The 24,509-nt window shown below is 52.7% G+C and carries 18 protein-coding genes; 7 read left to right on the top strand and 11 right to left on the bottom strand.

All coding sequences use genetic code 11. The annotated features are described in order from the left end of the window. Positions 1 to 66: 66 nt before the first annotated feature. The 6 genes from QZ516_RS05045 to QZ516_RS12745 all read right to left on the bottom strand — a co-directional run bounded on the left by QZ516_RS05045 (position 67) and on the right by QZ516_RS12745 (position 5,789). Complete coding sequence (locus QZ516_RS05045; RefSeq protein WP_297187085.1) at positions 67 to 1,317, bottom strand: cysteine desulfurase; 1,251 nt, start codon at positions 1,315 to 1,317, stop codon at positions 67 to 69. 4 nt (positions 1,318 to 1,321) lie between these two features. Beyond that, a complete protein-coding gene (gene sufD / locus QZ516_RS05050) occupies positions 1,322 to 2,647 on the bottom strand; it encodes a Fe-S cluster assembly protein SufD (RefSeq protein ID WP_297187087.1) in 1,326 nt (441 codons plus the stop codon). After that, a complete protein-coding gene (gene sufC / locus QZ516_RS05055; RefSeq protein WP_297187090.1) occupies positions 2,647 to 3,396 on the bottom strand; it encodes a Fe-S cluster assembly ATPase SufC in 750 nt (249 codons plus the stop codon). The genes sufD and sufC overlap by 1 nt, the downstream gene beginning before the upstream one ends. Positions 3,397 to 3,455: 59 nt before the next feature. Then, positions 3,456 to 4,892 (bottom strand): Fe-S cluster assembly protein SufB, encoded by a 1,437-nt coding sequence (gene sufB, locus QZ516_RS05060; protein WP_297187092.1) that lies wholly within the window; start codon positions 4,890 to 4,892, stop codon positions 3,456 to 3,458. Between the two features lie 49 nt (positions 4,893 to 4,941). After that, positions 4,942 to 5,418 carry an Rrf2 family transcriptional regulator gene (locus QZ516_RS05065; RefSeq protein ID WP_297187095.1) on the bottom strand — a complete coding sequence of 159 codons (477 nt, stop codon included), beginning with the start codon at positions 5,416 to 5,418 and terminating at the stop codon, positions 4,942 to 4,944. A gap of 170 nt (positions 5,419 to 5,588) precedes the next feature. Continuing rightward, entirely contained in the window at positions 5,589 to 5,789 is a 201-nt protein-coding gene (locus QZ516_RS12745) for a PLP-dependent transferase (RefSeq protein WP_365333004.1), read from the bottom strand. Between the two features lie 259 nt (positions 5,790 to 6,048). Between QZ516_RS12745 and QZ516_RS05070 the strand changes: the two genes are divergently transcribed. The 7 genes from QZ516_RS05070 (at position 6,049) to QZ516_RS05100 (ending at position 15,615) form a co-directional block, all read left to right on the top strand. Then, positions 6,049 to 6,981 (top strand): ice-binding family protein, encoded by a 933-nt coding sequence (locus tag QZ516_RS05070; protein ID WP_297187098.1) that lies wholly within the window; start codon positions 6,049 to 6,051, stop codon positions 6,979 to 6,981. Positions 6,982 to 7,312: 331 nt separating this feature from the next. Next, on the top strand, positions 7,313 to 8,560 hold the full coding sequence (locus QZ516_RS05075) for an MgtC/SapB family protein (RefSeq protein ID WP_297187100.1): 1,248 nt from the start codon (positions 7,313 to 7,315) through the stop codon (positions 8,558 to 8,560). Between the two features lie 233 nt (positions 8,561 to 8,793). Further along, entirely contained in the window at positions 8,794 to 10,293 is a 1,500-nt protein-coding gene (locus tag QZ516_RS05080) for a phospholipase D-like domain-containing protein (RefSeq protein ID WP_297187103.1), read from the top strand. A 219-nt stretch (positions 10,294 to 10,512) separates the two neighbouring features. Next, positions 10,513 to 11,697, top strand: a complete 1,185-nt coding sequence (gene doeB2 / locus QZ516_RS05085) for a N(2)-acetyl-L-2,4-diaminobutanoate deacetylase DoeB2 (RefSeq protein ID WP_297187106.1) — start codon at positions 10,513 to 10,515, stop codon at positions 11,695 to 11,697. 18 nt (positions 11,698 to 11,715) lie between these two features. Next, positions 11,716 to 12,993, top strand: coding sequence for an aspartate aminotransferase family protein (locus tag QZ516_RS05090; protein ID WP_297187109.1), 1,278 nt, complete (start codon positions 11,716 to 11,718; stop codon positions 12,991 to 12,993). After that, a complete protein-coding gene (gene doeA / locus QZ516_RS05095; protein ID WP_297187112.1) occupies positions 12,990 to 14,246 on the top strand; it encodes an ectoine hydrolase in 1,257 nt (418 codons plus the stop codon). The genes QZ516_RS05090 and doeA overlap by 4 nt, the downstream gene beginning before the upstream one ends. 7 nt (positions 14,247 to 14,253) lie before the next feature. Further along, positions 14,254 to 15,615 (top strand): NAD-dependent succinate-semialdehyde dehydrogenase, encoded by a 1,362-nt coding sequence (locus QZ516_RS05100; protein ID WP_297187115.1) that lies wholly within the window; start codon positions 14,254 to 14,256, stop codon positions 15,613 to 15,615. Positions 15,616 to 15,955: 340 nt separating this feature from the next. Here the strand turns inward: QZ516_RS05100 and QZ516_RS05105 are convergent, their stop codons facing one another. From QZ516_RS05105 to QZ516_RS05125, 5 genes are all read right to left on the bottom strand, one after another. Continuing rightward, complete coding sequence (locus tag QZ516_RS05105; protein ID WP_297187118.1) at positions 15,956 to 17,377, bottom strand: hypothetical protein; 1,422 nt, start codon at positions 17,375 to 17,377, stop codon at positions 15,956 to 15,958. Then, positions 17,374 to 22,356 carry an AAA domain-containing protein gene (locus QZ516_RS05110; RefSeq protein ID WP_297187121.1) on the bottom strand — a complete coding sequence of 1,661 codons (4,983 nt, stop codon included), beginning with the start codon at positions 22,354 to 22,356 and terminating at the stop codon, positions 17,374 to 17,376. Before QZ516_RS05110 ends, QZ516_RS05105 begins: the two co-directional genes overlap by 4 nt. A gap of 61 nt (positions 22,357 to 22,417) precedes the next feature. Beyond that, entirely contained in the window at positions 22,418 to 23,008 is a 591-nt protein-coding gene (locus QZ516_RS05115; protein ID WP_297187124.1) for a 3'-5' exonuclease, read from the bottom strand. Positions 23,009 to 23,013: 5 nt separating this feature from the next. Beyond that, entirely contained in the window at positions 23,014 to 23,718 is a 705-nt protein-coding gene (locus tag QZ516_RS05120; protein WP_297187127.1) for an RES family NAD+ phosphorylase, read from the bottom strand. Beyond that, positions 23,715 to 24,116: an MbcA/ParS/Xre antitoxin family protein gene (locus QZ516_RS05125; RefSeq protein WP_297187130.1), complete on the bottom strand. Its 402-nt coding sequence runs from the start codon at positions 24,114 to 24,116 to the stop codon at positions 23,715 to 23,717. Before QZ516_RS05125 ends, QZ516_RS05120 begins: the two co-directional genes overlap by 4 nt. Between the last annotated feature and the right edge of the window lie 393 nt (positions 24,117 to 24,509).

Below are 24,509 nucleotides of genomic sequence, written 5' to 3' on the forward strand. Positions count from 1 at the left end.
TGCTTTACCTTCCTGCGGCAATTTTATCCTGAATGGATACGGTGCCGCTCACCGTATGAAATTTTGTTACCGCAGCATCCGTCGCGCCTTGGCGAGTCCCTCGAACAGGCGGTCGACTTCTGCGCGGGTATTGTACAGGGCGAACGAGGCCCTGACCGTGCCGGGTATGCCATATTGTGCCATGATCGGCTGGGCGCAGTGATGGCCGGTGCGAACGGCAATGCCCTGCTGATCCAGCAACATGCCGACATCGGAGGGCGGTATGCCATCCAGCAGAAAGCTGAAAACACCGGCCACATGGTCTGCTTCACCGAAGCGGGTCAGTCCATCAAAGTCCGCCCCCTGCGCCAGGGCATATTCGAGTACATCGGCCTCGTGTGCTGCCACTGCCACAGGGTCCAGGCGCTGCAGGTAGTCCACCGCTGCGGCCAGCCCGATGGCACCGGCGATGTCCGGTGTCCCGGCCTCGAAGCGATACGGCAGCCCCTGATAACTGGTGCCGGCGAAACTGACCTGTTCTATCATTTCGCCGCCACCCTGCCACGGCGGCATGGCTTCCAGCAGTTCCCGGCGGCCCCATAGCACACCGATACCGGTGGGGCCGAACATCTTGTGCCCCGAAAAAGCATAGAAATCGCAATTCAGTGCCTGTACATCAACAGGGGTATGCGCTACCGCCTGGGCTCCGTCGATCAGGACTTTTGCCCCCACCCGATGAGCTCTCACCACAATGTCTGCCACCGGGTTCACTGTTCCCAGGGCATTGGAGATGTGACTGACAACCACCATCTTCACGCGTTCATCGAGCAGCGCATCCAGCGCCGCCATGTCAATCTCGCCGCTTGGAGTTACCGGAATCGGCACCACTTCGGCACCGGTGGATTCAGTCGCCATTTGCCAGGGCACAATGCTGGAATGATGTTCCAGTATCGGGACCAGTACCCGATCGCCCGGCTTCAGATTGCTGCGGCCCCAGCTGTAAGCCACCAAATTGATAGCCTCAGTGGTGCCACGGGTCCAGAGCACCTGCTCAGGAGCGGGGCTATTGATAAAACCTGCCAGGGATTGACGCGCATTTTCTATTGCGGCCGTGGCCTTTTCCGCCAGAGTGTGGATGCCGCGATGTACGTTGGCATTGTAGCCACGGTAATAATCACTGATGGCGTCGATCACGGCATTGGGTTTCTGTGACGTGGCGGCATTGTCCAGGTACACCAGTGGATATCCGTTGACCTGCTGTTGCAGGATCGGGAAATCGCGGCGCACAGCCTCCACATCAAAAGCTTGCTGTCTGATGTTTTTTGCCAGTGTTTCCATGCGCCTATTCTGCCCTCTCTGTCTGTGTCACCTGCTGCGCAAACAGACCGCCCAGCACGGGCTTAAGGTACTCGCCCAGAGAGGGGTGCTGCAGGTTGTTGATGAGTTCGTTGATGAAACCGGTGCTGAGCATCACTTGCGCGTGCTCTCTGGCGATGCCGCGGCTGCACAGATAATAGAGCGCATAGTCATCGAGCTGTGCGACCGTGGCCCCATGGGCACACTTGACATCGTCCGCATAGATCTCCAGTTCCGGCTTGGTGTCTACCTCGGCCTTGTTGCTGGTCAGTAGGTTCTTGTTGCGCAGTTCCGCCACTGTCTTCTGGGCATCCGGATGAATATGAATACGCCCGTTGAATACCGCCCGCGCGTTATCGCTGATGATACCCCGGAAAACCTCTTTGGTCGTGCAGTGCGGTCTGACATGCTCTATACAGGTGTGGTAGTCGATATGCTGACTGTGCCGTGGCAGATAGATGCCATTGAGGTCACAGTGGGCACCTTCACCTTCATGGCGCACCACCACATCCAGACGCTTGAGTATTGAGCCCAACCCCAGATGAAAGCTGTTGAGTCTGGCGTCACGATCGAGCCGGGCATGTACACCGCCGATATGCAGTGCGTGCTCCTCTTCCAGGTGCAGCCGGTAGTGGCAGAGTCGGGCATTGGCGGCCAACACCAGTTCGCTGACACCGTTGGTAAAACTGTTCTGCTGGGCCTCATTACTGGCGAAGTGTTCCACCACCGTAGCCTCACTGCCAGCCTCCATGACAACCAGCAGTCGCTGGGACAGGCTGAAGGCTTCACGTTGAGGCACCGTCAGCCAGATGACGTGTAGCGGCGTCGTGACCTTGCGGTCCTGTTTTACATGCACGAATACGCCATCATTGAGCCAGCTATCGTTGAGGGCTGTGAACATGTATTTGTCGCGATCGGCGACCGTACCCAGGTGGCTGCGAATGGTTTCCACCTGTGTCTCATCAGCCTCGCTGAAGAGCACGACCTCCATGTTGCCCACGACCTCCCCACTGGACAGTTCGGGACTGTAGAAACCGTTCACAAACACCAGCATGCGGGCGTCCAGCCCAGTGATGTGTATCTGATCACGCAGGGCCGTCAGCGCTGGCGATGAAGGGTCCTGGCATTCGGCCCGGTCCAGATAGGCGCCCTCTTCCAGAGCCCGCAGCCGGGTATATTTCCAGTCCTCGGTCTTGCGCGTGGGCATACTGCTGGATTTCCAGCTTGACCAGCCCCTGCGACGTTGCTCACTGAGCCAGTCCGGCGCCTCGGCGGGGACCATTTGCAGGGCTTCGGCGATAAAATCACTCATTACACAGCCTCGCTTTCCAGCCAGCCATAGCCTTTATCTTCCAGTTCCAATGCCAGTGACTTGTCACCGGAACGGACGATACGGCCAGCCCCCAGCACGTGAACATGGTCCGGCTCAATGAAATCGAGCAGACGCTGATAGTGGGTGATCAATATAAAGGAGCGCTTGCTGTCGCGCATGCTGTTGATACCAGAGGCCACCAGCTGCAGTGCGTCGATATCCAGGCCCGAGTCGGTTTCATCGAGGATACCCAAATGCGGTTCCAGCAGCATCATCTGCATCAGCTCATTGCGCTTTTTCTCGCCGCCCGAGAAGCCCTCGTTGACGCCGCGTTTGAGAAAATTCTGGTCCAGGTCGACGCGCTTGCAGACCTCACGCGCCTGTTTCATGAAGCTCACGGAATCCAGCACTTCCAGGCCACGGTGCTTGCGCATCCCATCCACGGCGGTTTTTAGAAATTCCATGTTGCTGACACCGGGAATTTCCACCGGGTACTGAAAAGCCAGGAACAGGCCGGTCAGGGCTCGCTCTTCCGGTGCCAGGGCCAGCAGATCCTGCCCCATAAAGGTGACTTCACCGGCGGTGACCTCATAGCCTTGACGACCGGTCAGCACGTGGCCGAGGGTGCTCTTGCCCGAACCGTTGGGGCCCATGATGGCATGTACTTCGCCTGCTCCGATGTCCAGGTCGAGACCACGCAGGATTTCCTTGCCCTCGACGGTGGCGTGCAAATTCTTGATAGATAACATCGTTACTCTAACTCTCCTGTATAAATTCTTTGAGACAGACCTTTATAGGACGGCACCTTCTAACCGACGGCACCTTCCAGACTGACTTCCAACAGCTTGCCGGCTTCCACCGCAAACTCCATGGGCAATTCCCGGAACACTTCCTTGCAGAAACCATTGACGATCATGGAGACCGCTTTTTCCTCGCCGATGCCGCGTTGGCGGCACAGAAACAGCTGCTCGTCGCTGACTTTGGAGGTGGAGGCCTCGTGCTCAATGATGGCGGTAGGATTTTTACTTTCTATATAAGGGAACGTGTGCGCACCACACTGGTCGCCGATCAGCAGCGAGTCACAGCGCGTGTAGTTGCGAGCACCGGTGGCGCCCGGGTTCATCCGTACCAGACCACGATAAGTGTTGGAGCCGTGCCCGGCGGCAATACCCTTGGAGATGATCGTCGAGCGGGTGTTCTTGCCCAGATGGATCATCTTGGTACCGGTATCCGCCTGTTGAAAATTGCTACTCAGCGCCACCGAATAGAATTCACCGATGCTGTTGTCGCCCTTGAGTACACAACTGGGGTATTTCATGGTGATGGCAGAGCCGGTTTCCACCTGTGTCCAGGAAATGTGGGCGTTGGTATGCGCCACACCTCGCTTGGTAACGAAGTTGTAAATACCGCCCTTGCCTTCCTCGTCGCCGGGGTACCAGTTCTGCACCGTAGAATATTTTATTTTTGCGTTGTCCAGGGCCACCAGCTCTACCACTGCGGCGTGCAGCTGGTTTTCGTCCCGCATGGGTGCCGTGCACCCTTCCAGATAGCTGACCTCACTACCCTCGTCAGCCACGATCAGAGTGCGCTCGAACTGGCCGGTCTTGGCCTCATTGATACGGAAATAAGTGGACAACTCCATGGGACACTTCACGCCCTTGGGAATGTAGACGAAGGAACCGTCACTGAAGACCGCGCTGTTGAGGGCCGCATAATAATTGTCTTTCTGCGGCACGACTGTGCCCAGGTGCTGACGCACCAATTCAGGGTGGTCCTGCAGGGCCTCGCTGATGGAGCAGAAGATCACTCCGGCTTCATACAGCTTCTTGCGGAAAGTGGTACCCACTGACACGGAGTCGAACACAGCATCCACGGCCACGCCGGCGAGCATTTCCTGCTCATGCAGGGGAATACCCAGCTTGTCGTAGGTCTCACGCAGCTTCGGGTCCACCTCATCCAGGCTCTGGGGTCGGTCTTCATCGCGCTTGGGCGCAGAGAAGTAGGACATGGCGTTGAAGTCAATATCCGGATAGCTCACATGCGCCCAGTGCGGCTCGACCATTTCCAGCCAGGCACGATAGGCTTTTAGTCGCCACTCCAGCATCCATTCCGGCTCGTTTTTCTTGGCCGAAATGAAGCGGATAACATCTGCGTTCAGCCCCGGTGGCAGGGTGTCCGATTCGATATCGGTAACGAAGCCTGCCGCATAGTGGCTTTTGATAAGATCGTCAATTTGTTCCGACATGGTGTTTGCTGCTCTCTGTCTGTACTCTAAATTTTAATACGGAATTCGGCTATTGCTCGACAGACTCGATCCTTTCATCCTTACCGGAATCTGACGGGCACAGGGAACTGCCTCCGGATTCAGCTTCGCGAGCCATGACATCGGCCAGAGTTATGCCCTGCAGATAGCCCCGTATGTGCTCGTTCAGGGCCTCCCACAGATGATGGGTCAGGCAGATTGCTCCATGCTGGCAGTTGCCCTCTCCCTGGCAACGGGTGGTGTCCATATTTTCGCTGACGGCAGCTGTGACCTGAGCCACGCTGATATCTTCCGGCCGCCCTCCGAGCCGATAACCGCCCCGGGGCCCCCGGAAGCCGACCACCAGCCCTTCCCTGCGCAACCCGGCAAACAGTTGCTCCAGGTACGATAGAGAAATATCCTGCCGCTCGGCGATCGCGGCCAGGCTCACCGCGTACCGGCTCGGCTCATGGCGAGCCAGATCCAGTAAAGCCCGGAGAGCGTAATGTGCCTTGCTTGTTACCCGCAATGAAACCTCCTGGAACGTTTCGAATCCTAGGCCTACACTGTCTCAAATCCGAGTAATTTAGTCAAGTATTTGACCGGGGTTTGATAAGGGGTTAATGGGTAGAAAATGGGCTTTCCCGGGTGCGCACGGTCTCGTTGTGCGCAGCTCCTGAACCCTCAAACCACGCAGGATCATGTAGACGGAGGTGACGTGCAGGGTTGCACCAATGATCTCCCTGTAATGAAAAACCCCAACTCCATAGGCCCGCTGAGGATTCCGACCATGGCATCGGAATGGCCGTTCAGATCCCTGATGGCGCTATACACCACCAGACCGGATCCCTCATCCAGTGGCATCTGGTTGACCGGCGTAGCAAAAGTATTGTCGACAATATGGCGTCATCACTATATCCCTCGCAATGACCAATTAATCAGAGGCTTCTTAAACGATATAAATGGGGTTAGGCAAGCGTCGAACAATCCAATTGACAGCTTACCGGCAAGCCCCTCTTGGCTAAGTGCACAACCGCACAGACCAGTGTTGTAGATCTTCCTATTGTTCATTACACGCCTACTCTTCGGTAGTAACTGCCGCTACAGCTGGCGCCTTTACAGATTATTTTACCAACAGTGGTTCTAATAAGGATTAAGGATGATGACAACACTAAAATATTTATCGTTACTACCATTGGTACTGATCGGATCGCTTTACGTTTCTACCCCGGCATCGGCAACCCCGATCCTGGGTTCGGATTTGGCCAGTTTTACTGTTCTGGGTGCCTCGACGGTCACCAATGTTCCCACAAGTACTATCGTCGGCAATGTCGGTGTCTGGTCAAGTGGTGGTGCGAATGCAATCACTGGCTTTAATTCTTCACCTGGCGTTGGGGTCTCGGACCTGCAGGTTACAGGAGGAAGCGTATACGCCGGTGGCGCACTCGCACAGTCGGCTCAAGGACAACTCACTACCGCGAGAAACAATCTTGCCTCTCTGGGAATAGGAACTGCGTTGGCGGCCGATCTGAGTGGTCTCACACTCGGGCCGGGGGTTTATACCGTTGCCGCTGGAACAACCAATTTGTCGGGAGCACTGACGCTCGACGGCGGGGGCAACGCCAATGCCGCCTGGGTGTTTCAAATGCCCAGTAGGCTGATCACCTCGCCCAACTCGGTTGTGAATGTGATCAATACCGGTTCTGGTGCAGGTGTGTATTGGAATGTTGGCAGTTCCGCAACGATCGACGTCAACACCTCATTCCTGGGGAATATTCTCGCGCTGGCTAGTATTACCTTCAACACCTCCGCATCAGATCTTTGCGGTAGAGCCCTGGCGGACACGGGTGCCGTGACTCTGGATCAGAACAACCTCTCCGGGGTTTGCATGGACACTCTGGCTGACAGCACGGGTTTGAGCGGCGGTCTTGATGTTACAAGCATGGCAGGCGAGCCGGATGTGGTTGATTTTCTTCCATTCGTTCAGGTAGGAGGTGATGATGGAGATAGGGCCGTACCCGCGCCGGCCACGCTGATGCTGCTGGGACTGGGTCTTGCGGGACTTGGCGCTAGTCGACGTCGGCAGAATTAAGAAAGAATAGAGATATTTCAATCCAATCGTCCTCAGCATGCACAGTCCATCACGCCAGGTAATGATTCACTAGGGTGTGGCGGCTGCGCATACTGTTTCAATGGTATCCACAATCAACCTACCATGAGGCATGGTCGCGTTAATAGCCTGTCGGCAATTTGCTTATCTAATAATGTAAGGGCTTTCATTCCGATATTTTGAACCCTTGGCGCCTTTCCTGATGTACCTTTTTCGTGCCGGCTTGCGCCCGACTGTCAGACTCCCGTTCTGGCACAGATCTGCTACCCTGTAAATCGGTAAACCGGGCTGCTGCAGCCCCGCAGGAAACTTAATGGACTCGCAACTCTTGCTGTTACTGGTAGCGTTGGCGCTCGGAATGCTAATCGGGCTTCAGCGCGGCTGGCACGAACGCGACACCCCGGCAGGTGGTCGCATTGCCGGAATCCGTACCTTCGGTCTGCTGGCACTGAGTGGCGCACTGGCAGGCGTACTGACGACACCGCTCGGCCCCGGTATCGCTATCGCCATGGGTCTTGCCGTCACCCTACTGCTCGGGCTGGCCCACTGGCTCGATTCCAATAATGACCACGACTACGGCATAACGACCGTAGTCGCTGGCATCGTGACCTATCTCATAGGACTGCTTACCATACTTGGCGACCTTAGCCTTGCGGTCGCCGTAGCCGTAATCACTACCATCGTGCTGCACTTCAAACAGACCCTGCATCAGGCGATGGGGCACCTGAGTGACAGTGAAATGCGCGGTATCCTGCAGCTGGCACTGATTTCAGCCGTGTTGTTGCCGGTATTGCCCAACCAGAGCTATGGTCCTTGGGGTGCGCTTAACCCCTACGAGATCTGGTTGATGGTGGTGCTGATCGCTGGCATCAGCCTGGCGGGTTACTTCGCCATGCGTCTGACCGGTCCTAACAAGGGGGTGATGATCACCAGCGTACTCGGTGGCCTCGCATCCAGTACTGCACTGACCCTGAGCCTGGCACGTATGAACGCCCGTGTTCCCATGCCGCGCCTGCTGGCCTGTGGCATTCTACTGGCCTCGGCAATCATGTACCCACGAATTTTGCTGGAAGTCGCCGTCATCAATCCCGCACTCCTGCCGACTCTGCTTCCCCCCATGCTGGCCATGACACTGGGTTGTGTGCTCGGCGCTTTCTTTTTGTGGCGCAAGCGTGAATCCAGCACAAACATAAATACCGAGAAATTGGCGACACAACCTTTCCAGCTCATTCCTGCGCTGAAATTTGGTGCTCTGCTGGCCGGGATTCTGCTGATCGCACACGGTATTCAAGAACATATGGGAGAACAGGGTCTTTGGCTGGTATCGATCGTGGCCGGCCTGACCGATGTGGATGCGATCACCCTGACTCTGGCCCGCATGGCACAAGACAGCATCGGCACGGATACCGCCGTAACCGGCATCACGCTGGCGGCAATCACCAACACGCTGGTCAAAGGTGGCTTGGCCTTGTTTGCAGGACATGCCTCACTTTGCCGCCCTCTCTGGCCCGGATTATTGCTCGCCGTTGTGCTGGCACTGCTAACCCTATGGATACTCTGAGTCCGCAATAATGAAAGCTGATAGGCAAAAGACCCCCGTACACACCTTCGTTGTGATATTGAAGCGCTGGGACAGCCTCGTGGACCGGATGCTATCCAGTTTGCCATCGGCATCGACGATCCGGATGCTGGATGTCGTTCGTCATTGCCCGACCCCTCAAGGCTAACGTAATATCAAGCCGCAATCCCGACCATCTGGGCCCTATTCCGACCGCTACCATGCCTGAGTCACGAATGCCGAGAGACAAGCTGAACAAGGCACCACCAGCGAAAGCATTGGCTTTCTTGCAATCACTTCGCCTCCACCCGGTGGCCTGGCTGGTCGGCATTTTGCTGATCGTTTACTCAGGCACGTTCGTCTGGCATGTCCACAAGCCGCTGCCGGACGGCCTGGACACGGGCTATCCGCTGCGTGCGGCAAGTGATGTCAATTTTCTGGTCGACAGCACCTGGCTCGACGCCGATGGTCAGCAGCACCAGCGCAGCGAGATCTTCGAGACGTTGTTTGCCCTGATCGATGGCGCCGAGCAGCTGATTGTGCTCGAGATGTTTTTGATCAACGAGTTCGCCGGCCAAGCCGGCGACGGACATCGCGCGCTTTCCAGCCAGGTATTCGATCGATTGCTGGCGCGTCGGCAGGCCCGCCCCGACATGCAGATCGTGCTGATTGTCGACCCCTTCAACCGGCTCTACGGCGGCGTCGAATCCGCCCGCCTTGATGCCCTCAAAGACGCGGGAATTGACGTTATCGAAACCGATCTGACGGTGCTGCGCGACTCCAATCCGCTGTGGTCAGCGGCCTGGAGAATGTGCTGCCAGTGGTTCGACAACTCACCCAACGGCTGGCTGCCAAACCCGGTCGGCGGGAACCCGGTTAGCCTGAGGACCTGGCTGACCCTGCTCAATTTCAAGGCCAATCACCGCAAGGCACTGGTCGTCGACCAGGGCGGACAGCTTCGAGGCTGGGTGTCCTCGGGTAACGCGCATGATGCCAGCAGCCGACACAGCAACGTGGCACTGACATTCTCGGGGTTGGCTGCAGCCGATCTGCTCGCGAGCATGCGCGCCACGGCCACGCTGTCCGGTCAGGTTCCAGACTGGCCTAATCAATGGGCACCGCCGCCCCGTGAGCCCGCCGTCTCTGGAGCGGCGATACAGGTCCTGACAGAAGCGGCCACCCGCGATGTGGCGCTAAAACGGATCGAACGGGCCGAAAGCGGTGACCGCTTGGACGTGGCAATGTTCTACCTGTCTCATCGCGCATTGATCGAGGCCCTGATCCGGGCTCACCAGCGCGGCGTAGAGTTGCGCATTTTGCTCGACCCCAATGAGGACGCCTTCGGGCGCAAGAAGAACGGGATACCCAATCGCCAGGTTGCCAGCGAGCTGCATGCGGCCGGCGTTCCACTGCGTTGGTGCAACACGCGCGGCGAGCAATGCCACTTCAAGTACATGCTGCACCAGGGTAGTGACGACCAGCCGGTCTGGCTACTGCTGGGTTCTGCCAATTTCACCCGGCGCAATCTTGACAACTACAACCTCGAAACCCAGGTCGCCCTGCAAGCCGACTCCGAACATCCCGCCGCGCAGCGTGCGCTGGCCTTTTTCGAGCAGCAGTGGAATAACAACGGAGAGCGATTCCACAGCCTGCCCTACGGGGCGTATGCCGATGAATCCGCCCTGCACTACTGGCGTTATCGCCTGATGGAAGCGAGCGGGCTGTCAACGTTCTGAGAGCTATCCAGCTGCCCTCACTAAGCTACAACTTCATCATCTTCGTTAAATTCAATCCACTATCGCGGGCAATCATTATTGCAAAAAACGGTTTTTTCGGGCCAAAAAATCAACATGACCGAAAAGCTGATGATTTTGCTTGCAATGCGCTGATTTTTTTTACAGTGTGAAGTTGCATTGTCACTAAACCGTGATTTGCGAGCCACAATAGGGGGAGCCATGTCAGATAGCTGGCAGGAAACCATCGCCAACGCAGAAAAGATGCGACGGGATTTACACGCGCATCCTGAGTTGGGCTGGCAGGAATACCGTACCGCTGATCGCATTCGCGAGATGCTCAATACGTTGAATATTGCCTGGCGTGCTTGTGCTGGCACCGGCACCCTGGCCTGGCTGAACCCGACCGGCAAAGGCCCGCATCTTGCGCTGCGCGGTGATATTGACGCGTTGCCCCTCACTGAAAACAACCAAACAAACTGGACTTCGCAACAGCCAGGCTGCATGCATGCCTGCGGACACGACGGCCACACCGCAACACTGATGGCCACCGCGCACTGGCTGAAAATGCATGAAGCCTTATTGCCAGGTCCGGTGACCTTGATTTTTCAGCCTGCTGAAGAAGGCGGTCATGGTGCCAGGGAAATGATCTACGACGGCGCGTTAGACGGCATTGATACGATTTATGGTTGGCATAACTGGCCGGCGATCCCATTTGGTAAATTGGTCTGCCCCGATGACATTGTCATGTCTGGCAATGGCACATTTGAACTGATTGTTAACGGCTTGGGCGGTCATGCCAGTCAGCCTGAGTTATGCCGGGATCCAGTGCTGGCCGCCAGTGCCATCACCTTAAACCTGCAGCAGATCATCAGCCGGCGCCTACCACCGCAACAGGCCGCAGTATTAAGTGTTACGTCCATTGAAGCGCCCAGCGCGCCGACCGTGATACCGCAACAGGCCAAAATTGGTGGCAGCATCCGCGTTCCCGATAAAGCCACGCGCGAAACGCTTAACCGACTTATCACTGAAATCAGTCAACAGACCGCGATCAGTTATGGCGTGCAATGCGAGGTCAATATTTATCCGCGCTACGAAGCGACCACCAACCACGCCCTGCCGGCTTTGCAGATGCGCGAACAGTGGCAGACTTTATTCGGCGCTGATGCCCTGCATAGCGATATTCGCTTGCCAATTATGGCTTCGGAAGATTTCAGTTATTACCTGCAGGAAATCCCCGGCGCTTTTGCGTTGATTGGCAGCGATGATGGTCCTGATCACCAGGCACCGTGCCACAGCCCATACTATGATTTTAACGACCGGTTGATCCCTTTGGTCACGGCCCTGTTTGCGCGTCTTTGTGGCGCACCTGTTCCGGAGGATCTGCCCAACGTCGGCAAGGCGTAAATACGTAAGGAGAATTAGATGAGCATATTTGAACAAAGAGAATCGGCAATTCGGGCTTATTGCCGGGTGTATCCGGTGGTCTTTGATAAGGCGTTGAATGCCCGGCAAACTGATGAAAATGGCCGGGAATATATCGACTTTTTCGCCGGTGCCGGGGTGCTGAATTTTGGCCACAACAATCCGCGAATGACCGAAGCGGTGATTGCCTACATTCAATCGAATGGAGTCACCCACAGTCTCGATATGCATACCACTGCCAAGCGGCAATATATGGAACATTTCACCAAGACCATTCTTGAACCGCGCAATATGCCGCACAAAATGCAGTTCATGGGTCCGACCGGCACCAATGCCGTTGAAGCCGCCATGAAAATGGCCCGTCGGGTGACCGGCCGGCAGGATATTGTTGCTTTCAGTCATGGTTTTCACGGCATGACCCTGGGGGCGCTGAGTGCCACCGCTAACCAGCATTTCCGTAATGCGGCCGGTGTGCCACTGAGCCATGTTCAACATTTCCCGTTTGGTTGCGAAACCGTCTGTCCCGGCTGTGAACTGGGTTGTGGCATGCAGAGCATCGAACAACTGCGCGCCATTTATGCTGACAGCTCCAGTGGTATTGCACCACCAGCGGCTTTTCTGCTGGAAACCATTCAGGCCGAAGGTGGCGTCAAAGTTGCCGATAAAGACTGGTTACAGGCCTTGGCCAAACTTGCCAAAGAAATCGGCGCCCTGCTGATCGTCGATGATATTCAGGTCGGCGTCGGTCGCACCGGTTCGTTTTTTAGTTTCGATGATCTGGATCTGGACCCCGATATTATTTGCCTTGCCAAAGGCATCGGCGGCCTGGGCACGCCAATGGCCATGAATCTGGTCAAACCCGAACATGACCAACATTGGTTGCCGGGCGAACATACCGGTACCTTTCGTGGCCAGGATATTTCCTTTATCGCCGGCGATCAGGCACTGACGTATTTTGACGACGATGCACTGATGAAAACCGTTAAAGCCCATGGCGCCATGATGGCAGATAGCCTGCAGCCATTGGTGGATCGGCATCCGCTGGTGAATCTGACTGGCAAAGGCATGATTCTGGGCCTCGATGTCGGTAATGGGGATCGCGCCAAGCAAATTGTCAGTCAATGTTTTGAGTCCGGTCTGATAATTGCCAGTTGCGGCACCGGTGGCCGGGTAGTCAAGTTGATCCCGCCGTTGACCACGCCCAAAGCCGATTTGGAAGAAGGTCTGCAAATCCTCATTAAAGCCACTGATAGCGTCATGATGCAGGAGGCAGCATGAGAAAACGCGATGATATGACCTTTCCTTTTGAGGAATATGAGCGACGATTGCGCGAATTGCGTGAGCGGATAGCCGAACGCCGCATGGATGCGGTGGTAATTTCCGATCCGGAAAACATTATGTATCTGACGGATTATCAGACTACCGGTTATTCCTTCTTTCAGGCCTTGGTCGTACCGCTCGAAGATGAGCCGTTTATGATCACCCGAAAGCTGGAGGAGTCGAATATCACGGCCCGCACCTGGGTGGAAATCACCCGGCCGTATCCGGACACCGGTGATGCGATTCAAATGCTGGTCGATGCCCTGCGTGAGTTTCGTCTTGATAAAAAACGTATCGGCTATGAGCGCAACAGCTACTTCTTCCCCGCGTATCATCAGGATTGTATTCACAACACACTGACCGATGGCAAATTGCTGGATTGTTTTGGCATTGTTGAAGAGGGCCGGGTCTGCAAGTCACCGGTAGAGATTGCCATAATGCAAAATGCCACAAGAGCTACCGAAGCGGGCATGCAGGCTGGTATCGATGCGACAGAAGCGGGCGTCACTGAAAATGAAATTGGCGCGGCGATAAGTTCTGCCATGTTTAAGGCTGGCGGAGAACCGCCGGCTGTGATGCCTTATGTGACATCCGGACCGCGCACCATGATTGGTCATGCCACCTGGGAAGGCCGCGTTGTGCAACCCGGTGAGCATGTGTTTCTCGAAGTCGCTGGCTGTTACCGCCGTTATCACACAGCGATGATGCGCACCGTTGTGCTCGGCAGACTCAGCCCGTCAATGTACAAGGCCCAGGAAATCATGAAGATGGCTCTGGATGTCGTACACAATAAATTTCAGCCGGGTATGACGGTGTCGGATGCCGATAATATGATCCGCAATATCATTACCAAAAATGATGTTGGTGCCCGGCTGGTGACCCGCTCCGGTTATTCTATTGGCATCGCTTTTCCACCCAGTTGGGATGAGGGCTATATCGTCAGTCTTAAGCAAGGTGAATCCGCAGTACTCAAACCCGGCATGACCTTCCATATCATTCCCTGGATGTGGGGTGTCGATGGCGATAAAACCTGCGGTATTTCTGACACCATCTACATTACAGAAGATGGCTGCGAGTCTTTCTTTACGATGGATCGGGATTTTAGCGTCAAGCCGGCGAGCAATAGTAAAAAACTGCTGAGTCTGGATAGCTCGCGTCATAACGAGGCGACCACGGACGTTAAAAATGCCACCGCCAAACACCCTTCCTGAGGACATTATGCTAATAGCAACTAATCCCTATAACGGACAACAGCTCGAAGTTTTCCCCTCACTTGATAAAAATCAAATGTACGCCCGCATTGGTGATGCAAGCGCCGCCTTTACGGGGTGGCGCACCACAAGCTTTGCCGAGCGCGCCAACGTGCTGAAAGCCGTCGCCAAACAATTGCGCGCCGAAAAAAATGGCATTGCCGAATTAATGGCACTGGAAATGGGCAAGCCTATCAAAGAAGGCGTTGCGGAAGTCGAAAAAGCAGCGACCTGCGCCGAGTATTACGCCGACCATGCCGAGACCTATCTGGCCGACGAGACCCTGCCATCCGATGCCAGCCTTAGTTATGTGACCTATCAGCCGCTCGGTACCCTGCTGGGTATTTTGCCGTGGAATGCACCATTGTGGCTGGCGTTCCGCTATTTGGCACCGGCACTGATGGCTGGCAATACCTGTGTGATGAAACATGATCCGCATGTACCGCGATCTGCCCAGGCGATTGCCAACGCATTTTTAAAGGCCGGTGCACCGGATAATATTATGGTCAACCTGCCACTGGAAACACCGGAAGTGGAACTGGCGATTCGCGATCCACGCATAGCGGCAGTGTCGTTTACCGGCTCCAACAGCGCGGGCAAACAAGTGGCGGCCATAGCCGGCAGTGAAGTTAAGCCCTGTGTATTGGAACTCGGCGGTTCGGATCCAGTACTGGTATTAAACGATGCCGATCTCGAACAAGCGGCGGATATTATCTGCCTGTCGCGGATCATTAATGCCGGCCAGTCCTGCATTGCTGCCAAGCGGGTAATCGTTGAGACGGATGTCCATGATCGTTTTATCGAGCTGGTCGAACAGCGACTTGGCAAGTTACGGCTTGGTGATCCCCTGCAGGCCGACACGGATATCGGCCCAATTGCCCGTGAGGATCTACAGCTGAACCTGCACCGTCAGGTCGAAGAGACGGTTGCTGCCGGTGCAAAATGTCTGTTGGGCGGTCACTTGCCGGAAGATGCCGGGTTCTTCTATCCGGTGACATTACTGACTGGTGTGACACCCAACATGTGCGCCTTTCGGGAGGAAACTTTTGGACCGGTGATGGTGATCATCAGGGCGGATGATGTTGATCAGGCACTTGAAATGGCCAATGACACTGAATATGGCCTGGGTGCCGGGATCTGGACAGAAAATGCCTCGCTGGCAAAATCACTGGCTTTACAAATCGACTCTGGTCAGGTGGCCATTAATGGCATTGTTAAAACCGATCCACGACTGCCCAGTGGCGGGATCAAAGGTTCCGGTTATGGCCGTGAGCTGGGGCCGCAAGGGATTAGAGAATTTGTTAATGCCAAGCAGATTTGGATCAAGTGATTAGTGCAAACCGGCTGTGAAAGCCAAGTGGTGCTGCCAAATGGTCTGGTAAGCTCACGGGTCATCCTGATAGGCGAAAAGAAGGCAGCCAGAGATGGAGTTTCATGACTCTGCTGCTCCCATGAGTTGTTACGGGGCATAGTGCGAGAATTAGGGACGTGGGACGATAGTAAATCTATTCGGTGGGTGGGGTGGTTTTTCTAAGCCTTCTTGCACAGCCTGATCATGACCGAAAGCCTACGTCCAGCAGCGTACATTGTGACTTACACTGGAAGCTTTTTTCATCACGAAAAGCTAGAGGAGCACATCGGATAACTCCTTAAACTCATTGCTCTGGAGACTATAGTTTACTGAGAGAACCAATATCTCTGGGGTTTTCAAAAGAGATTATTCCTCCTACGTACTCCTGGACCAGCCTTTCCGCTAATTCCACCATCTTTTGATCAGTAGTTATGTAACCCACTGGAAGGCTGACGGGTAGGCTCTCAGGCCTGGATATGTGATAGCAAACTACGACCATATGCCCAGACAGAAGCAACACTTCAACATTCCCATCCATAAACCCTTCGACTAGCGCATGAGCGTTAGACAGATGATCTGAAAACACCTGCTTCCAGCGACCAATAGCCCTGCGGTCGTCCGAATCTTGCACCGGAAGATAGAGCTTTGGATTATATAGGCGAATTGTGCTTTTCCCTTTAGTGACCGCGCGATCTACAATTTCGCTGAAACACGCAGAAATTCTGAGACTCTGCCCCCAGAATCCGTCAGATGGGGCAATCCATACTAAATCAGCTATATGATCGTTGCTCTTTTTTAGATCATCTAAATATCGCTCGAAATAACCGCTGACCAATTGCCAGTTATCTTTCGAATAGAGCGGTCCGACAAAGGGCGTCCATTTCCCCCCATCTAACTCTCCAGACTGCTGACCAAGCATTAGTTTCACAATATCAACAGAATGATCGTTGAAAAGTGTTCTTGTCTTCTGATCGCCGAATGCTGCCATCGCCTCCCCAACCTGTTTAAAGTTCATTGGTTTTTGTGCTGAGGCGATAGCATCAGTAACCAACTCCTGGATGGCAGATGACTCATCCAAAGTATCAAAGCCATCTCGTTCGACAGGTATCCCCTCTGGGTCAATAGTAAACAAACTGGTTAGCCTAAGCGGCTCTTGTCCCAATTTTCGAACTGACTCCATGGTATAAATACTTGGCCTGCCCGGCTCGTCGTCGAAGGATTTGTGCTCCCAAAAACCCTGCTCCTGAATCTTATGGAAGTTCTTCTGAAACTTACGCTTCGCTAACCGCTCGCTGTTGGCAACAGTCTCATTTGGCACTTCTAACTGCAAACCCGATACCCATTTCTCGCCGGTGCGTTTTCTGCCTACACAGTTAAAACCAGCCAATTCGAATGCAAATTGGCCACCGCTCTCAAGCAGCGATGAAACTAAGGGCGTCGAGCCTAACCCGACAAAATATCCCCGAGATTTAGACGTAAGATCAATCTGACCATTTTCGGAAAACTGTAGATCTCCCTTGTCGACTAGATCGCTGACCGCCTCCTCAACCTCAATTTTAGAAAATCCAAAAAAAGTGGCGAGATCAGTCAGTATCATCGGAGAGATATGAACAAGTCTGAGTACGAACTCTCTGGTGAACGGAAGACCCTTTTTAGTCACATACGAAAATCGGATATCGAATCGATGAACCGGCAGCAGAAAATCCACTTCATGGTAAGCGATGTTAAGTTCCTCACTCATTTTCTACGCACTCCTTGATCGTTGCTCACTTGTGAAGTTACAAATCGATATCCTCCATCCTGACCTTTCTCTTCCATGAAGCTTGAAACACGCCCAAGCGGTAAACGCTTGTTGTTTGAGCGCCACATCTGTACCGAGCCAACAATCAACAATCGGTCCATTGCACGAGATAGAGCTACATTTATCCGATTTGGAGCCCTAAGGAAGCCAGGACTCTGCCGCTGATCAGAACGAGTGAGAGATAGAATAATGATTCTGTTTTCCTTGCCTTGATAGCTATCGACAGTATCTATCTTCACCAGCGACCTGAAATCCTCATCCCACTGAACTTCATTAAATTTCTGCCTAAGCAGTCTCTTTTGCTCGCCATACATGCATATCACTCCAATGGCTGGCTCCTCTTCTTTGACCAACGATTTGAGCTCATAGACAAAATTGCGATCTTCTGCCACTTGCTTTAGTAAGTTAATGATAAGGTCCGCCTCACACCGGTTATAAATACTTACACCTTTATCGGCTTGATGGTACGCCCGATGCCCCAATCCTGACGTATCCATCCATGTTACAGGTGATTGCAAAACCTCTGGCAAATGGCTGTATATTTCCGGGATCACTCGATCTCCGTTTTCCAATTTTCCATCGTAGAAAGCGTTCGATACGAGATTCCCAATTTCTGGAGCCATTCGATATTGTGTTAGCAGCGTTGCACCAACATGATCGCCAAAGCTTGATTCAAAAGCGCGAGCGAAGTCGCTTTGAAGCATGATGTCTAAATCACTTTCAACTGAAGAAATTCCAAGCCTTCGGGCAAGAGCTTTTTTATGCGGAGCCGTATATAGCGGCGGCAGTTGCTGATGGTCCCCGACCAATAGGATTCGCTTACCAGCTTGCATAGCGATAGCCAGCTCACTTGCTATCGAACGAGCGGCCTCATCGATTATGACCCAATCATATTGATTCTCTCGAATACCGATGTGGCGCTGCCCAATACCTACACAGGTACCGGTTACCAACTGACGGGATCTTGCAAGAAACTCATCATAGTTAACCTCGTCAGTTTCCAGTACATCCAGCATATCTCTGGAAACTTTCGCGAGCGCCTTAGCTCGCAATGACTCGTCTGGTCTTACTGCGTAATCGCGGTTTAACTTTTCAATCACTCGTTGCTTGGCCGATTCGTGGTTTTCATCCTTTCCAAGATCAATTCCAAACTCATCCTGCAATGACCCGCGAATCGATTCATCCAATTCAAGCAACGATTTCTTCAGTTGCTTCTCGTCCTCATTTTCCATCTCGTGGTCAATGAGAGATTTCATTGATGAGTTAAAGTGATCTATTTGCCTAAAGAGCTTTAGCTCGGCACTGACCAGATCAGATAAGTAACGAGGCTGCAGGCCCAATGCCCTGCCAAGTGCAGCTACTCTATGCCTTGCCTCGGCTCGGAACAGCTCTCTCTTTTCCGCAATAATTGAGTTTGAATATACGTCCTTTAGCCCGGTAGAAACTGCGCCTTCTCGGTTACTGAAGCGGACGACTTCAAGTTTGGTCTCTAACCTTGCACAGTGGTTTCGTATCCTCTCGGCAGCCGTATTGACGGCTTCGTGAGACTGACTCACCAGCAGCACCCTCTGTACACTCTGCTTCTCGATCAAATAGTGCACAAAGGCGGCTATAAACTCTGTTTTACCGGTTCCGGGAGGGCCTTGCAAAAGAGATACGGGACCATTCCGTATAAGCCTCTGGAAGGCTCCGCGTTGCTGATCATTTAGGCTTATTTTATTACCTTGATCATCGGTTCGATCGTATCGAGAAAAATCATCTTCGGACACAACAATGTCATAGGTTATAGCGGGTAATGTACAAGCTGGGTCGAAGTACGAAACAAGGTCACTGATTACCCCCTCCTTGTCCAGAAGACACTTCAGGGCAGCCTTTCTCTTTTCGTACGAAGCGCGGTCCTGTTTGGTACGAAAGAAAACTAGATCGCCTTCAGATAGGGAGTGAGCCTTAAAGCGTAACTTGGACAGTCGGACTTCATTCAGTGCAGATTGCTTTAGTATAACTTCCCCTATTGGAGTTTCCTTCTCACCCACGATAGTCAATGCTTCAATGCAATCGGACTTGCTAAAGTGTCCCAAAGCATCAATGTCTGCGCGATAGGGTATGATCAGTTGGTCTTTTGAATCTTTGACCTCCCGTGCACTTCCAGAAACTTCTATGTAGGGATACGACTCAGTTTCCGTTTCAAGAATTGCCTTCCAGAGATTCGCAGTAGATATCTTTAACTGCGGTTCGCTCTGCTCACTTTTTTCTTGCTGTAATCTTTCAAAGGCGTTCTTCATCTCAAGAGTTAAATCGTCAGCAGCAACAACTTCGGATACATCTTCCTTGAGCGCAAGATCCACCGCAAGAATAAAGCTCTCGTTAGATTCAAGTCTTTTCGACAGTTCAGAGAGGTCATGCACTCTTCCAGGAGCAATACTAATCGGAAAGTCCAGTTCCAGATGACTGTTATCAGCATCGGAGCGTCGTATAGAAGATCTAACTCGTGGCTTAAATCCGACAACAAAGGCCCTATCTTTTGTACTAAAGATTAAGTCTACGCTACCTCCAATGCCAAAAATCCGAACACGAGCATCTAACCGTTCTTTTTTGCTCGACTCAATCTGGAGATAGAGATGGCCGTTATCCGGGTAGATAGTGACCGGTTCAAAATCACCTCTCAGCATGACCTTGACGGGTTCAACCAAGTCACTTTCCGGTGCATCAATGACCGATTTAAAGCGGGAAAGATCCTTAAACCCATAAAGAGAATCTGTTAGCTCCTGATCAACAGCATTAGCAATTTCTTCATATTCGGAAGACTCTTCTCCCCATCTCAAGCCTAGTAGCTCACAAGCCATTCGCATAACAGCGAAGTTGTCTCGCTCAAACGCAGTGCAGGTATCTATGTTGTCGGGGCTATATCGATGATTGAACATCTCCGCTGAATCTTCGCAGTAATCAGGGATATCGATCAATGAGAGGAAATATTCGCCGCCCTCCTGGCCGACGATTACATTCCCCGGGTGGAGATCTCCGTGCGGGATATGCATAGTATGCAAATGTTCTACAGACTCAATGAGCTTTTTTATAACAACCAACTTATCTTCTTCATTGATATCCAAATCATTCCAATGGAATCCCTCCGCTTTATCCATAACCAAATAAAGACTGGAGGATTTCGTCGCAATACCAAACTCCCTTATGCAAGGAATATAGGGCGGAGATACCGTTTTAAGTTTTTCTATCCGCCTCAAAAAATGGAGAAGTTTGTAGCCCGCAGGGTCGCTATTGTCGATAGAACCAATGTTCAGCCACGCTTTTACAATCTGACCATTAGACAGGTATATCTCCCTCTCTTCTGTCTCTACCAGAAACTCATCATCCTCTCTGAATTGCCGCGAATGGTTTATCGATTTCCTGTACGGTTCCAGTTCAGACTGATCGAAAACTGCCTGGCTCTCATCGACGGGTTCCGCCTCCTTGAGCGCATCAAAAAATTCGGTGGCATTTGAGAAAAACCCACGCTGTAGCGCTCTGAGAATAACAGGAGCATAGAAAATCTCACTTTGTTCCAAATCTCTTTCTATACTATCTACACTTTTTGGCGAGATACGCTGAGCCGTAAGGATGTGCCAAGAAATCAGCCCCAGCGCGTAAACATCGGCCTCGTATGGCGTCTCGACAGCTTCCTGGCCAGCAGCAACACACACATCGTTAACGGAAAGTAACTGCCGATAATCGCCAACAGTCCCTACCGGTTTATGATAGGCAGATATAAAGTTGGAAAGAGCCACCTCTTTACTTGGTGATATCCAAATACTGTGATCACCTAGGTCTCGGTGCGCAACGTTAATTTGATGCAAGTCAGCAAATTTGGCGACAAGCAGCTTCATCAGATTTGAACGATCGCTATCAGAAAATGACGGCCCGTATTTGCCAATGAATTCATTGAATCTTGCATGGTTAGGCGGAAGCTCGTAGACCTCCGAGTATTCGGTAGTAACTTCATCTTTCTGAACGCTGGTTAATGAGCGAAGGCAGTGCTTATACAGATCATGATCCTGATGCTTAATGAACTGCAGCACCTCACGCTCGCGGGATACAATCGCGAACCGACCATCTGTTGTCTTTGCTTTAACTCCATCTAGTTTGTCAAAATTCCACAGCCGTAATAGCGCTTCATCACCTCTGGATATCTCAGATACGGCCTGAAATTCCTTATAGACTTTGCGTGGATGTTCAAATATGAGGGCAGTAGCTTTGTAACCATCAATTCGAATATGTTTTGGTGCTGTATTGTTTCCTAGGAATAGCTTGTCGAAAACATCGAAGTCCTGGTTCAGTACTTTAGCTTTCGGATGAGGTCTGAACTTCTTGTTAAATATATCTTCGTCAGAAAACTCCAAGAATTCTGCAAGACTTAATGTGTGGCTTTTCTCTTGATCCCTGATTTTTTCAAATCGTGCATTTCCAGTCATCAGAACCAAATGATGAATGAAAGGCGTACGCCCGTCGTTACTGAACTTATTCCGAATGCGGTCGAGCTTATTCTTCAGCAAATAGACCTTATTCTGAGTGACGCTGACGGGAGAGCGGCCCATGTCTACATCATTTTTGTACCAACGGTCACCACAGGATACGACCTCGCCGTTATTCCAGTCTTTGAGCTCAATAATCAGTACATTACAGTGGGTGACGATAACGAGATCGAACTCACCTTCATTTCCTTTTGCGTCAACAAACCGAAAGCCCGCATACCCCTTCCAGGGTAAGATTGGATTGCCCCCTAAACTTCGTAATTGATCTTTTAGTGAGCCACTGCTCGCCGACTTCGATCGGCTCGAAATTGGCTTGGCGGAAAACGCTTCCTGAATAGATTCAATCGCCTTAATTTCCTGCGACTGCAAGCCGCCTTCCCACAGTTTGACTTCCATATTCAGCCCTTAATCCGAAGTACCTAAGTAAATTGCCTGCGATAGGATTAATCGTCCCACTCTAATCTGCATCTCCAGATCGCCGCACTCTCTCTACCACTTGAGCTGCCTGCTGACTATCTATCCCCGCCCCATGTATTCCGTTAGTTTTGGCTCTGAGATCCTCAACACCCAGCGCTTCCGTCAACGTATCTAACGACGGTCCCCTCTGGCTGCACGGGAGATTCATCGCCTGCGCCCAAGCAATAGCGGCTTTCTGGCTGCAAAATACACCTTGAATTGGCGGCATTGGCAAACCGTATCGGGCAACGTGATCCAGCAGGATTGGCCAGTCAAAACTGGCATTGTGGATGACTATCAGTTGTTCTATTAGGTATTCCGCGATCTGGTTCCATTGGGAATCAAAGGAATCAAATTCTGCAGCCTGTTCGTTGGTAATACCGTGTATCGACTGTGCTTCTTCTGAAATGTTTTTTTGTGGCCGTGTTTTAAACTCGATGGATTCCGCTACCTCTCGATTTCTCACCACGGTGATGCCAAGTGTCACGATATCCGGCGGGCCGTTTTCGTCAGGGAGTCCGGTGGTTTCGGTATCGAGGACGATGTAATCGTCCGGGAGTTGGGTGAAGATCCACAGCAGCTCTTTATACATTGCCATCACCTCCTGCCACGGCCGCCACTATTGCCATCGAGGGATTCAACGTTGACGATCGTCCCCTGGTCATAGTGGTAGCGCAGATAGCGCCAGTGGATCGCATCGGACAACACTCGGGCACGCATCACGCCGTAGCACTCCCCTTTCGTTCTCACGCTTTGGTAGTGAACACCAAAGCTTTTGGCATCGCGTAACGCGTAACCGAGCTGCTGGGCTTCAGCGTAGTCATCAGGATGGTAAATAGCGTGTCCGGCCAGGTGCCGCACATCGTGAAGAGTTGTCGGTCCCAACTGCGCACGAATCACGCGCATTTCCTGGGTGGTCTTGTGGATTCGGGATTCCCGCAGAAAGCGCGCCCGATGGAAGGACGATTCAGCGATGGCGACTGCCTCATCGGCAGCGCAGTAATAGATACCGAAGTCCCGGTTGAAGCGACCGCCCCGTCTGTCCACCGGCAGATGAGTGAAGGTAGCCATGATCCAGGAGGCACCATCGCCATAGACGCGGTCTTCCGACGGCACCAGACGAATATCGCCGACTTCATCGCGCAGCCGGGGGTTAGTCAGGGACTCGACGGCGTAGAGCACATCCCAATCCTGTGGATTGGAGACACGCTCGAACAGGTGGATCTGCGGGTAGCGCGCCAGTATGACCCGATAGACCGGTTCATTGACCTCGCTACTGGGTAGCGTATCGATTGCGATCACCAGCCACCCCGCGCCGCATCAAGGAAATTCCTCACCACCGCCAGATCGACCACATGGCCCGCCAGTAACCGGTCCAGCGGTGCGGTGCCATTGAACAGCGGATTGTCGTTAGGAGTGCCCAGCCACTGGTCGGCCAACGCCTGGTCGGGCAACAGGATTTGCAGGGATTTGTAGATCCCCAAAATGTAGCTGGTCCGTTCCAACAGGTCTCGCGTCAGCTTGGCCTTCTCGGGTTGGCTCTTCCAGTTATAGAGGGTCTTCTCGTTGCTGAGCCCCAGCAGTGTCATCTGCTGGGCGCCGGTCAGACGCCATTGGCTGAAGATATTGAAAATCGCCGGCAGCAAGGAACTGGTGACACTGGAGCCCCGTTGCAGCAGTTGCTCGGCTTGAGCGATCATGATTACCTCCTAAGCAGCACTTATACTGTATTTTTACAGTGCTTAAATGCAGCCTAACAGACTGTAATAATACAGTCAATTGTGTCAGGGATACTTTTTGAAACCTCTGGCACTAATGTCAGTGGAAAGTAAATATTGCTTAGCAATACCTGTAACAAAAAAGCCCAGCGAAAATGCTGGGCTTTGAAAACTTTCCCCCTCTGTTGCTGCCAGAAGTTGCCTGCCAGTACCGCGTCGCCCCCTCCCACTCGATGGTAAATAATAAGCATTTAATTTACTTTATTTTCATTTAGTTACAAATCGACGCATCTCTAACAGCATGCTCAAAATGGACTTTAAGGCGGCAAAGACTTTCGGGGCTATAGGATCCAGAAAAAATTGTTCTCGATCAAA

Origin of the sequence: uncultured Porticoccus sp., from assembly GCF_913061305.1 — a bacterium.
GTDB lineage: Bacteria > Pseudomonadota > Gammaproteobacteria > Pseudomonadales > Porticoccaceae > Porticoccus.